This is a genomic window from Micromonospora sp. WMMD961 (genome assembly GCF_029626145.1).
GTDB lineage: Bacteria > Actinomycetota > Actinomycetes > Mycobacteriales > Micromonosporaceae > Micromonospora.
Genome location: NZ_JARUBJ010000002.1, coordinates 4,033,592 through 4,044,961, shown reverse-complemented (window position 1 = coordinate 4,044,961; position 11,370 = coordinate 4,033,592). Strand labels below are relative to the sequence as shown.

The window sequence follows — 11,370 nt, the reverse complement described above, 5'->3', positions numbered from 1 at the left end:
ATCACTCGCTGCGGGCGGTCTCCGACCCGGTGATGCGTTCCAGCAGCGGCAGGGTGGAGGCGATGACGGCGAGGCAGGCGGCCAACCCGACCACGACGATCAGGTAGAAGCCCGGCTGCGGCGCGACGAGGGTGTAGTCCATCTGCGCGCGCAGGAACAGGTGGGCGGCGAGTAGACCCATGCCGATGGCGACGGCGGCGACGGCGAGCATCGGCACGGCGCTCTCCAGCGCCACCACCCGGCGCAGGACCCGCACCGGTGCTCCGCTGAGGCGCAGCAGGCTGAACGGGCGTCGGCGTTCGGTGAGACCGCCGATGACGCTGACCGCAAGGCTGCATCCGCCGAGCGCGAGGCTGGCCACGATGATGACGTTGGCCAGTTGTTCCCAGCCGCGCAGCGTGTCGGCGAAGTCCGACTCGAAGTCGCCGGGCACGTTCGGCCCCACCCAGAAGGTCGGGAAGGCGACCTCCAGCACGGTACGGGTGCGTTCGACGGCGGCAGCGGAGCCGTCCGTGCCGACGACCATCGACACCACCGGTAGCCGCTGGAGTTCGTCGAGGGTGAGCGACGCGGCGGGCCAGACCGTCGCGGGCGACGCCGACTCCCGCCAGCGGCTGAGGCCCATCGGCACCTCGATGACGCTCGCGCCGTCGGCGCACCGGCCGTACGCGCTCGGCAGGTCGGTGCACGCGATCACCCCGACCTCGCCACCGTTCATCATCTCCGGGTTCTCCCGGATGGCGGTCGCGGACCGCACGCCGCTGATCGCGTTGAGTTCGGCGAAGAGCGAGTCGGGCACCGACGGCACCTTCTCGTCGAAGACGGTGGTCACCGTGCCCGCGTCGGTCGAACCGGTGGGCGCCGGGCCGCGGTTGGCGACGATCGTGGTGATCACGCCGACGGCCACGCTCGTGACGAAGAGAGCGAGCATGATGCCGCTGATCGCCCGGAAGCCGGCCTTCGGGTTGTCGGCGAGGCGTCGCGCGGCGATGAGTGTGGCCGGGCGGTTGGCGTACCGGGCCATCACCCGGGCGCCGACCATCGTCAACCACGGACCGGCGAAGATCAGCCCGGCCATGATGAGCAGCAGGCCGGGCAGGAACACGGCCGCCTGGCCGTCGGACGTCTCGGGCCGGAAGCCGATGGCGAAGACCAGCACGGCCACGCCGAGCACCATCGGGATCAGCCGGTACACGCGCGGTGCCCGGGGGGTGACCCGGCGGGTGACGCCCAGCGGCGAGATCCGTACCCGGCGCAGCGAGACCTGGGCCGCCAGCGCCGCGCCGGCCGGGACGCCGAGCGCCACCAGCAGGACGTCCAGCACGCCCAGCGACATGTCGCTGGGGAAGAACGGCATGCCGGTGAACGGGATGCCCGCGAGCGGGTCGCGGAAGGCGTAGAACAGGCCGAAGCCGACGGCGGTGCCGGCGACGGCGGCGGCGGACGCCTCCACCGCGGCGACCAGCGAGATCTGCCGGGGCGTCGCGCCGACCAGGCGCATCGCGGCGAAACGCTGCTCCCGGCGGGCGGCGCTGAGCCGGGTGGCGGTGCCGATGAAGATCAGCACCGGGAACAGCAACCCGCCGGCGATCACGCCCAGGATGAGGTTCACCGTGGCCTCGGGAAGCGCGGGGGTGTCGCCGACGCGGGTGACCTGCTGCGCGTTGGGGAGTTTGGCGACCTGGTCGGGGGTGCCGCCCGCGATGACGAGCAGGGTGTCCGGCGAGGTCAACGCGGGCCGGCCGACGGTGCCGAGGTCACGCCCCGGGTAGCGGTCGCCCAACTGGTCGGCCGGGTGGGCGGCCAGCAGGTCGCGGAACGCGGGCGAGGCGTAGTAATCGCCGGGACCCGGGATGGTCGGGATGCCGACCGGGGTGGGCGCGGTCGAGCCGGTCGCGGCGACGTCGATCCGGGTGATCTGCTTGCCGTGGAAGTAGTCCTGTCGGGTCGACCACCACAGCGGGTCGACGTCGCCGGCCGAGGCGTGGGGATACATCGACGCGTACCGGGTGAGCTGGGCGTTGACCGCGTTGACCCCGGCGAGGGTGGTCAGCAGCAGCCCGCTGCCGATCGCGACGGCGGCGGCGATGACGACCAGGCGGGTGAGCGCCTCACGGCCGCCGGCCACGGCGAGGCGGAGCCCGAAGCGGATCACGAGGTGATCCGGTCCGGCGCGTTCACGCGCCCGTCGCGGACCATGACCTCGCGGTCGGCGTACGCCGCGATCCTCGGCTCGTGGGTGACCAGGATGACAGTGGTGCCCTGCTCGCGGGCGGCACCGACCAGCAGATCCATGACCTGCTCGCCGGTGAGCGAGTCGAGCGCGCCGGTCGGCTCGTCGGCGAAGAGCACCTGCGGCTCGGCGACCAGGCCACGGGCCAGGGCGACGCGTTGCGCCTGCCCGCCGGACAGCTCACCCGAGCGGCGCTGCTCCAAGCCGTCCAGGCCGAGGCGCGCGAACCAGGCTTCCGCCTTGGGGAGCGCCTGCTTCCGGTGTACGCCGCTGAGCAGCAGCGGCAGCGCGACGTTCTCCACCGCGGTCAGCTCGGGGACGAGTTGACCGAACTGGAACACGAAGCCGAAGCGGTCCCGGCGCAGGCTGCTGCGCTCGGTCTCGGCCATGGCGTGCACCGGGGCCCCGTCGAAGAGGATCTCGCCGGAGTCGGGCACCAGGATGCCGGCCAGGCAGTGCAGCAGGGTGGACTTGCCCGAGCCGCTGGGGCCCATCACGGCGAGGATCTCGCCCGCGTCCACGGCGACGCTGGCACCGCGCAGGGCGGGGGTCTGGCCGAAGGAGAACGTCACGTCGCGCGCTTCGATCACGACGCTCACGGCCGCACCTCCTTCCGCAGGGCGTCCAGACGGGCGCCGGTCATCTCGATCCATCGCAGGTCCGCCTCCAGGTGGTAGAGGCCGTGGTCGGCGAGCAGCGCGTCGACCAGGTTGCCGGCGCGCTTGATCTCGGTCAGCTCACGCATCCGGTGCAGGTGCGCCCGGCGCTGGGTGTCGAGGTACTCGGCGGCCGGCCGGTCCAGCATCAGCGCGAGCACGACCTTGGCGAACAGCACCGTCTGCAGGTGCGGTTCCGGATCGACCGGCTGGGTCAGCCACTGCTCGACCTCGGTCGCCCCGACGTCGGTGATGACGTAGCGCTTGCGGTCGGGGCCGGAGCCGGGGGCGACGTCGCTGATCACCACCTTGCCGTCGCGGGCCAGTCGGCTGAGGGTGGAGTAGACCTGGCCGAACGGCAGTGGCTTGCCCCGGCCGAAGAAGGCGTCGTAGTCGCGCTTCAGGTCGTAACCGTGGCTGGGCTCGCGTTCGAGGAGGCCGAGGAGGGTCAGTGGCACGCTCATGGCAGTACACTACACCGAGCGTATACCCCGCGTATATACCCTCGGTGTGTGGTGGATCGGCCCTGGTCCCGGCGTTGGTGGGGATGGAGTCGGGCGCGGTACGGCGGGTGTGCGGTCAGCCCGTCAGGGCGCGGGCCACGGCGTAGCCGGCGGTGGCCGCGACGAGCCCGGCGGTCACGCTGCCCAGCGCGTTGGCAATCGCGAGGAGCCGGTTGCCGCCCCGGACGAGTCGTAGCGTCTCGTAGCTGAAGGTGGAGTAGGTGGTCAGCGCCCCGCAGAAGCCGGTACCGAGCGCCGCGGTGACCGCCGGGCCGACGGACCAACCGACGAGCGCGCCGAGCAGCAGTGACCCGACCACGTTGACGGTCAGCGTGCCCCAGGGGAACGCCGAGTCGTGCCGAGACTGCACGGCCCGGTCCGTGAGGTAGCGCAGCGGAGCACCGACGGCCGCGCCCAGTGCGATGAGCAGCACGGTCATCGGGTCACCCTGCGTCGCAGCAGTCGGGCGGTGACGTTGTCGCCCAGCGCAACCGCGACGAGCGCCCCGAGCAGCGTCGCGGCCAGGTAGGCCAGCGCGGTGCCCGGAGCGCCCACGACGATGGCCTGCTGGATGTCGACCGAGTAGGTGGAGAAGGTGGTGAACCCGCCGAGCACCCCGACCCCGAGGAACGGGCGAGCCAGCGGGGGGCCACCGTCGAGGTGCCCGAGCACCGCCATCAGCACGCCGATCAGCAGGCAGCCGGACGTGTTGATGGCGAAGGTGGCCCACGGAAACCCCGTCGGCGGGTGCGGGACGGCGTGTTGCAGACCGGCCCGGGCCAGCGCACCGAGCGCCCCGCCGGCCGCGATGGCGGCGAGAACGGTCGCGGGGTGCGCGGTGAGCTCGCCCCGGTCGGTGGAGACCCGGAGGTCGACGTCTGGATCGGTACGCGGCTGGAACGGCTCTGACACGAATCCTCCCTACCAGCACGGGCATCACTGGCAGGGACCGTTGGCGAGCGGTGTCGCGGTTCTCCCGGCGTGCAGGCGGGACGGCGGGCCCCACCGCCGGGAGTCGTTCGGCTCCGACACCACCCTAGCGCCACGCCGGTCTGGGGAGGGCGAAGGGTCAGCGTACTGCCGCCACCGCGGCGTCCGGGCCTCCCCGCCAGACCGTGCCGGCCTCGCTGAAGCCGGCCGCGGTGAGCGCGGCCAAATGCCACGAGACGGGCGGGGACCACTCGGGGCTGTGCCCGGTCGGGTAGATGTCCTGTCGCTGGGTCACCAGCGGAGACAGTGCCGGGTCCGCGCCGGCCCGCTCCCACCAGTCCGACCAGGACAGCATCGAGCCAGCGGCGTACCGGGCGTTGCGCCGGTCCCGGGCCCGGTCCATCAGCCGCTTGGTCAGCTCCGGCAGGGTGTCGTCCGGCATGTGGTCGGCGTTGACGAACACGCCGCCCGGTCGCAGCACGTCGCGCAGCTCGGCGTAGAGCTGGCCGAGTCGGTCGGCCGGCACCCAGTGCAGCGCGGTGGCGGTGAGGACGGCGTCGTACTCGCGGTGCGGGAGTGCGGAGCGCCAGTCCGGGGTGCCGAGGTCGGCCGTGACGACGGTGGCCCGGTCGCCCAGCGAGGCGCGGGCGATGGCGAGCAGCGCCGGGTCGAGGTCCAGCAGGGTCGCCTCGGTGCCGGGGAAGCGCGCCAGTGTCCGCAGCGAGATGCTGCCCGTGCCGCCGGCCAGGTCGAGCACCCGTGGCGGCCGGCCGTCGAGGACTGCGTCGACGGTGTCGAGCATGGCGGTGAACCGGTGTTCCCGGTCCGGCATGAACGCCGCCTGCTGGCGATCCCAGCTCTCCTGCCACGCCCACGGATCGGTGATGTAAGGACTCATGCGGGGAAGGCTAGTTACGTTACGACGGCGTTGTCCAGACCTTGTTGCACATAACTTGCAACTGCGAGATGATGGCGAGGCGATGATCAGAGTGGCGCCGGGTCGGGCAGCCGCCCGGCCCGGCGTTCTCCTGTCGGCGGCTCAGGCCGCCGTGTCCACCAGGGCCGCGTCGGTCTCCGCCGGCTCGCGGCGGTGGGCCAGTCGCAACGCACCGAGGAGGACGCCCAGCCCCGCCACTGTGAGTGCGGCGCCGGCCCAGATCGGCGAGGTGTAGCCGAGTCCGGCGGCGATCGTCACACCGCCGATCCAGGCGCCCAGCGCGTTGCCAAGGTTGAACGCGGCGATGTTCGCCCCGGACGCCAGCGTCGGTGCCTGGTGCGCGTAGTGCATGATCCGCATCTGCAATGGCGGCACGGTGGCGAAACCGAACCCGCCCATCAGCACCAGCGAGACGACGGTCAGGACCGGGTTCGTCGCGGTCAGCGCGAAGCCGACGAGCACCAGGGTGAGCACTGCCAGGACGGTGACCAGGGTGCGCGACAGGGACCGGTCCGCCGCCCGGCCGCCGAGCAGGTTGCCGGCGAAGAGCCCCACTCCGAAGAGGACGAGCAGCCACGGCACGGTGCTGGTGGCGAAGCCGCTGACCTCGGTCAGCGTGTAGGCGATGTAGGTGAACGCGCCGAACATTCCGCCGAAGCCCAGGACCGTGACCACCAGGGAGAGCCAGACCTGCGAGTGGGTGAAGGCGCGCAGTTCACCACGCAGTCCGGCGGCTGGACGGTCGGCGCGGGCGGTGTCGCGAGCCGGGATGAGCAGGGCCAAGCCGATCAGCGCGATGACGCCGATCGCGGTGATCGCCCAGAACGTCGACCGCCAGCCGAAGTGCTGCCCGAGGAAGGTGCCGAACGGGACGCCGAGAACGTTCGCGATGGTCAGTCCGGCGAACATCATCGCGATGGCGCCCGCGCGGCGGGCCGGTGCGACCAGGCCGGCGGCCACCACGGCGCCGATGCCGAAGAACGCGCCGTGGCAGAGGGCGGCGACGATCCGGCCGGCCATCATCACGGCGTAGTCACCGGCGACGGCGGAGAGCAGATTGCCGATGATGAACAGCACCATCAGGCCGAGCAGCACCGGCTTGCGGGGCAGCCGGGTGACCGCTGCGGTGAGGGCGACCCCGCCGACGGCCACGCTGAGCGCGTAACCGGAGATGAGCCAGCCGGCCACCGGCTCGGTGACCGCGAAGTCGGCGGCCACGTCGGGCAGCAGACCCATGATCACGAACTCGGTGAGCCCGATGCCGAAGGCGCCGATGGCCAGCGCGATCAGGCCGGGCGGCAGGGACTGTTGTCGTACGGGCATGGTCTTCCCATCGAGGAGAGGTCAAATGTCCGGCGCGTGCAACTACACGCGTCGGCAACGAAATACTTGCACGCGCGTTATATCGGCGCAAGCGTGGTAGCCTGGGGCCGTCCAGATCACCCCCGAGGAGGGCCGGCATGGGCATCGCCGATGACGCCGTCGAAATCCGTGCGCAGGGTTGGCGCACCCTGGCCGCCCTGCACGGGCTGATCGAGACGTCCCTGGAGCGGGCCCTGCAGGCCGGCCACGACCTGTCCGTCGTCGAATACACGGTCCTCGACGCGCTCTCGCGCCAGCACGGCTGGCACATGCGGATGAGTCAGCTCGCCCGCGCCGCGGCGCTCTCCGGCAGCGCCACCACCCGCCTGGTCACCCGCCTGGAGCAGCGCGGTCTGCTCACCCGCATCCTCTGCGCCGACGACCGGCGCGGCATCTACACCGAGCTGACCCCGGCCGGCTCCGAGTTGCTCGGCCAGGCCCGGCCCACCCACGACCGGGTGCTCGGTGACGCGCTCGCCGAGGCGGAGGCCACCCCTGAGCTGGCACCGCTGGTCGACGCCCTGCACCGGCTGCCAGCCGCCCGCTGACCGCCGCGTCAGCCCGGTGACGGCGGGCGGACGGCACCCGCAGCCCCACCGGGACCGCCGCACCAAGGAGGCAGTCGATGCAGGCCCGCACCCCTCGGGGGAGGAACCGGAGCCGATCGAGCGTGCCGGCACAGACGAGCTGCGCGCCCTGCATCGCGACCGACTGCGCTCACCCAGATCGAGGAGCTGATCCTGCGGACCCCGCAGCTGTCGCCGCACTTCCAGTGCGTCCTCGATCGGCGCGGCCGGCTGGACACCCTGACCGTGTGCGTGGAGCGGCGGGCGGAGGTGGCTGCGGACACGGCCGCGCGGGGCCGGCGCGACGCTCGCCGAGCTGGTGAAGAACACCATCGGGGTGAGCGTCGCCGTCGCCGTCCTCGCCCCGGACGCGGTGCAGCGGTCGATGGGCAAGATGCGCCGCATCGTCGACCAACGACCAACGACCGGCGGCCGTCTGACGGGCAGCGACCGCGATGGGTCGACGCCGTCCCCTGTGGAGGCGCGTCGGCCCGCTCGGGGTGTGCGTGCGGGGGCCCGCCTCGACGTCGGTGGAGACATAGGATGCGGCCATGCGCGTGCTGGTGGTCTCCGCCCCGCTCGTCGGGCACGTCTTCCCGCTGGTGCCGCTCGCGGTCGCGCTGCGCGACGCCGGTCACGACGTGTTGCTGGCCACCGGTGGCGGTGGTCTGGCCGCGGCCGACGCCGGTCTGGCGGTGCACGACATCGCTCCGGGCTTCGACTTCGGCCGGATCGCGCTGCGAGTCTTCCCCCGCCATCCGCTGATCGCGCGCGCCGAAATGGCCGGCACCGCCGGCACCCGGGGCGCCGGCCTGCTCTTCGGCGCGCTCAACGACCAGCTCACCGACCCGGTGGTCGCGCTGGCCACCCAGTGGCAGCCGGACCTTGTGCTGTACGAGCCGTTCGCGGTCGCCGGCGCGGTGGCCGCGGCGCGCCTCGACGTGCCGGCCGTACGGCAGGAGAACGCCCTCTTCGACGGCCGCGACCTGGTCCGCGCGACGACCGGCCGGCTCGGCGCCGCCCTGCGCCGACACGGTCTGAGCGAACTGCCACCGCCCGCCGCCGCTCTCGCCGTGGCCCCGCCCAGCGTCGCCACCCAGGGCGGCTGGCCGATGCGGTACGACTCCTACGTCGGCGGCGGCGAACTGCCGGCCTGGCTGCGCGAGCCGGGTGAGCGTCCCCGGATCCTGGTCACCCGCAGCACCCTGACCGGCCCCGGCGACCGGGGGCCGATGCCCGCCGTGGTGGCCGCCGCCGCTCAGGTGGACGCCGAGATCGTGCTGGTCCGACCGGACGAGCGGTCGGTTCGTTCACTGCCCGGCAACGTGCGGGTGGTCGACTGGATCCCGCTCGACGAGGCGATGCCGGCGAGCGTGGCGCTGGTGCACCACGGTGGGGCGGGCAGTGTCTTGGGTGCCCTCGCCGCCGGCCTACCCCAACTGGCCACCGTCGGTCCGGGGGACCGGCGGCACAACGCCGAGCTGGTGGCCCGCCGAGGTGCCGGCCTGGCGCTGCGCCCCCGGGACATCACCGCGCAGACGCTGACCCGTCTGCTCACCGACGACGACCTGCGCACCGTCGCCGGGCAGGTCAGCCGGGAGATCGCCGCGATGCCGCCGCCGACCGACCTCGTCGCGCGGCTGGCGGCGTTGGTCTGACCGTCGCCCCGCGTGGCCCCACCGGCCGCGCGGTCGGCTGCGGCAGGATGACGTGATGCGACACGTCGTGCTGTTCCACTCCGTGTACGGGCTGCGGCCCGCCGTGCGCGCCGCCGCCGACCGGATACGCGCCGCCGGGCACCAGGTCAGCGCCCCCGAACTGTACGGCGTCCCGGCCGCCGACACCGTCGAGGAGGGCTTCGCGCTGCTCGACAAGGTCGGCCAGGAGGTGGTGCTCGACCGGGCCCGCACCGCGCTGCGCGACCTGCCACCCGAGACGGTGCTGGCCGGCTTCTCGATGGGTGCCGGCGTGGCCGGGGCGCTGCTGGCCGAACGCCCCGAGGCCGCCGGTTTGCTCCTGCTGCACGGCACCGGCGGCGCCCCGGACGCGGTCCGACCCGGGTTGCCGGTGCAGTTGCACCTGGCCGACCCCGACCCGTACGACGCGGCGGACGAGGTCGACGAGTGGCAGCAGGCCATGACCGACGCCGGTGCCGACCTGACGGTCTTCCGTTACCCCGGCGTGGGCCACCTGTTCAGCGACCCGGACCTGGCCGAGCACTCCCCGGACGCCACCGCATCGGTCTGGCCGCGCGTGCTGGCCTTCCTGGCCGCCCCCTGAGCACCCGTCCCGCGGACCGCGCTTGCCGGGGCTCGGCTACGGCTTCAGCACGATTTTGCCTCGCGCGTGGCGGGACTCACTCAACTCGTGGGCGGTAGCCGCCTCTGCCAGAGTGAACACGGCCGCGACCGGCACCGTGAAACGACCCTGCTCGGCGAGTTCGCCGGCGGCGGCGATTCCTTCCAGAGCCGGTGTGTCCGCGCCGGGACCTGAGCCACGCGACAGGCGCACGCCGTAGGCCGCGGCGTTGATGTCGGCGATGCTCACCACCCTGTCCGGGCTCGCGACCAGGCCGACCAGGTCGGGTATGGACCCAGAGCCGGCACAGTCGAGTACGACATCCACCCCGCCGGGCACCAGGGTGTGGACCCGCTCGGCCAGCCTGGGGCCGTAGGTGGTCGGGATCGCCCCGAGCGAGGCGACGAACTCATGGTTGCGGTCACTGGCAGTGCCGATCACGACCGCGCCCCGAGCGACCGCGAGCTGGATCGCGGTCGTGCCGACCCCGCCAGCCGCGCCCTCGATCAACAGCGTAGTGCCGTCCTTGACCTCCAACCGGTCGAGCACTCGGGTGGCCGTCTCGATGTTGCTCGCCGCGCCGCCGGCCTGCTCCCAGGTCAGGGCGGCCGGCTTCCGTGCCCACGCGGCCAGGACGGCGTATTCGGCGTTCGCCCCGCCCATCTGGTTGTAGTCCGTGATCCCGAAAACCTCATCGCCCACCCGAGCAGTGCTCACCCCGTCACCGACCTCATCGACCACGCCGGCAGCGTCGACACCGGGCACGTGCGGCAGGCGGAGCGGGATCCACTCCTGGAATCGGCCGACGCGGACGTACGTGTCGGCCGGATTGACACCCGAGGCCCGAACCGCCACCCGTATCTGGCCGGGTCCGGCGTGCGGTTCCGGTGCCTCCGACACCTCAAGGACACTCGCGGGACCGTACTTCGAAAATTGCAAAGCCCTCATGGGTACGGACGCTAACGCAGGCCGCTGTCCGCCTCGCTAAAGTGAGAGCCGTGACCGACCGTTTGCCTCACGCGCTTCGCGCCGACGCCCTGGACAACCGCGAGCGCATCCTCGAGGCCGCCCGCGCGGTCTTCGCCGTTGACGGCCTGGACGTGCCGATGCGGGAGGTTGCTCGGCGCGCCGGGGTTGCACCCGCCACCCTGTACCGCCGTTTTCCGACCAAGGAGATGCTGGTCACCGAGGCATTCGCAGAACAGATGTACGCATGTCGCACCGTTGTCGACGAGGGCCTTGCCGATCTGGATCCATGGCACGGTTTCTGCCTCGTGATCACGAAAATGTGTGAACTGCACGCACGCGACCGAGGCTTTACCGCAGCGCTTATTTCGACCTTTCCCAAGGCGGTTGATTTCGAGGCGCGCCGTGAATACGCGCTCAGAGCGATCGACGAATTGGCCCGCCGCGCCAAGGAGGCGGGCCGCCTGCGCCCCGACTTCGTCCTGCACGACGTCATCCTCGTACTCATGGCCAACAGCGGTATCCACGCGTCCTCGCCGACTACCCAGGTCAGCGCCTCCCGGCGCTTCGCCGCGCTTGCCATCTCGGCATTCCAAGCCTCCCCGGACGTCTCGCCGCTCCCGCCCGTGGCGCGGTTGGCGCCGGCGGCACCGGCATCCAGACGCGGGTGAGCGCGGATCCGGCACGCAGGTCCGGGTCGGTGCCGTAGACCCCGTCACCGGTGACCCAGCCGGCCGGGATCCCGGCCCGGACCGCCGCGCCGATCGTGTTCGGGGCGAGGCGGGGTTTGGTCGCGAAGCCGACCCAGCCGGGTCGGGCGGATTGTCGGCCTCGCGCAACGAGCGCTGGCGCCGATGCGCGGCGGCGAGGCGGTGCCGTGCACCCGCTTCGCGGTGGTTCTGGTTCGCGGTGACCTTTC

The 11,370-nt window shown here is 72.4% G+C and carries 12 protein-coding genes and 1 pseudogene; 5 read left to right on the top strand and 8 right to left on the bottom strand.

Translation table 11 applies throughout. The features are described from left to right. Position 1: 1 nt before the first annotated feature. From O7614_RS18445 to O7614_RS18415, 7 genes are all read right to left on the bottom strand, one after another. Entirely contained in the window at positions 2-2,155 is a 2,154-nt protein-coding gene (locus O7614_RS18445; protein ID WP_278139699.1) for an FtsX-like permease family protein, read from the bottom strand. Beyond that, a complete protein-coding gene (locus O7614_RS18440; RefSeq protein WP_278139698.1) occupies positions 2,152-2,832 on the bottom strand; it encodes an ABC transporter ATP-binding protein in 681 nt (226 codons plus the stop codon). Before O7614_RS18440 ends, O7614_RS18445 begins: the two co-directional genes overlap by 4 nt. Beyond that, positions 2,829-3,353: a PadR family transcriptional regulator gene (locus tag O7614_RS18435; RefSeq protein WP_278139697.1), complete on the bottom strand. Its 525-nt coding sequence runs from the start codon at positions 3,351-3,353 to the stop codon at positions 2,829-2,831. Before O7614_RS18435 ends, O7614_RS18440 begins: the two co-directional genes overlap by 4 nt. 115 nt (positions 3,354-3,468) lie before the next feature. Next, positions 3,469-3,831: a fluoride efflux transporter CrcB gene (gene crcB / locus O7614_RS18430; RefSeq protein WP_278139696.1), complete on the bottom strand. Its 363-nt coding sequence runs from the start codon at positions 3,829-3,831 to the stop codon at positions 3,469-3,471. Beyond that, a complete protein-coding gene (locus O7614_RS18425; RefSeq protein ID WP_278139695.1) occupies positions 3,828-4,304 on the bottom strand; it encodes a CrcB family protein in 477 nt (158 codons plus the stop codon). The genes crcB and O7614_RS18425 overlap by 4 nt, the downstream gene beginning before the upstream one ends. 157 nt (positions 4,305-4,461) lie before the next feature. Continuing rightward, a complete protein-coding gene (locus tag O7614_RS18420; RefSeq protein ID WP_278139694.1) occupies positions 4,462-5,220 on the bottom strand; it encodes a class I SAM-dependent methyltransferase in 759 nt (252 codons plus the stop codon). 141 nt (positions 5,221-5,361) lie between these two features. Continuing rightward, positions 5,362-6,582 (bottom strand): MFS transporter, encoded by a 1,221-nt coding sequence (locus O7614_RS18415; RefSeq protein ID WP_278139693.1) that lies wholly within the window; start codon positions 6,580-6,582, stop codon positions 5,362-5,364. A gap of 137 nt (positions 6,583-6,719) precedes the next feature. Here O7614_RS18415 and O7614_RS18410 point away from each other — a divergent pair, with 137 nt between their 5' ends. The 4 genes and pseudogenes from O7614_RS18410 (at position 6,720) to O7614_RS18400 (ending at position 9,467) form a co-directional block, all read left to right on the top strand. Continuing rightward, positions 6,720-7,169: a MarR family transcriptional regulator gene (locus O7614_RS18410; RefSeq protein WP_278139692.1), complete on the top strand. Its 450-nt coding sequence runs from the start codon at positions 6,720-6,722 to the stop codon at positions 7,167-7,169. A gap of 177 nt (positions 7,170-7,346) precedes the next feature. Beyond that, positions 7,347-7,412 (top strand): annotated as a pseudogene (locus O7614_RS32240) (hypothetical protein); the annotation flags it as partial. Positions 7,413-7,738: 326 nt separating this feature from the next. Then, entirely contained in the window at positions 7,739-8,845 is a 1,107-nt protein-coding gene (locus O7614_RS18405) for a nucleotide disphospho-sugar-binding domain-containing protein (protein ID WP_278139691.1), read from the top strand. A gap of 55 nt (positions 8,846-8,900) precedes the next feature. Next, entirely contained in the window at positions 8,901-9,467 is a 567-nt protein-coding gene (locus O7614_RS18400) for a dienelactone hydrolase family protein (protein ID WP_278139690.1), read from the top strand. A gap of 36 nt (positions 9,468-9,503) precedes the next feature. Here the strand turns inward: O7614_RS18400 and O7614_RS18395 are convergent, their stop codons facing one another. Further along, a complete protein-coding gene (locus O7614_RS18395; RefSeq protein ID WP_347404356.1) occupies positions 9,504-10,433 on the bottom strand; it encodes an NADP-dependent oxidoreductase in 930 nt (309 codons plus the stop codon). Between the two features lie 50 nt (positions 10,434-10,483). Between O7614_RS18395 and O7614_RS18390 the strand changes: the two genes are divergently transcribed. Continuing rightward, the gene (locus O7614_RS18390) at positions 10,484-11,122 is read left to right on the top strand and encodes a TetR/AcrR family transcriptional regulator (RefSeq protein WP_278139688.1); all 639 of its coding nucleotides are present in this window, start codon (positions 10,484-10,486) and stop codon (positions 11,120-11,122) included. Positions 11,123-11,370 lie beyond the last annotated feature (248 nt).

Coding starts and splice junctions, on each gene's coding strand:
- O7614_RS18435 (WP_278139697.1), bottom strand. CDS start 3,353: ATGAGCGTGCCACTGACCCTCCTCGGCCTCCTCGAACGCGAGCCCAGC.
- crcB (WP_278139696.1), bottom strand. CDS start 3,831: ATGACCGTGCTGCTCATCGCACTGGGCGCGGCCGTCGGTGCTCCGCTG.
- O7614_RS18420 (WP_278139694.1), bottom strand. CDS start 5,220: ATGAGTCCTTACATCACCGATCCGTGGGCGTGGCAGGAGAGCTGGGAT.
- O7614_RS18415 (WP_278139693.1), bottom strand. CDS start 6,582: ATGCCCGTACGACAACAGTCCCTGCCGCCCGGCCTGATCGCGCTGGCC.
- O7614_RS18410 (WP_278139692.1), top strand. CDS start 6,720: ATGGGCATCGCCGATGACGCCGTCGAAATCCGTGCGCAGGGTTGGCGC.
- O7614_RS18405 (WP_278139691.1), top strand. CDS start 7,739: ATGCGCGTGCTGGTGGTCTCCGCCCCGCTCGTCGGGCACGTCTTCCCG.
- O7614_RS18400 (WP_278139690.1), top strand. CDS start 8,901: ATGCGACACGTCGTGCTGTTCCACTCCGTGTACGGGCTGCGGCCCGCC.
- O7614_RS18395 (WP_347404356.1), bottom strand. CDS start 10,433: ATGAGGGCTTTGCAATTTTCGAAGTACGGTCCCGCGAGTGTCCTTGAG.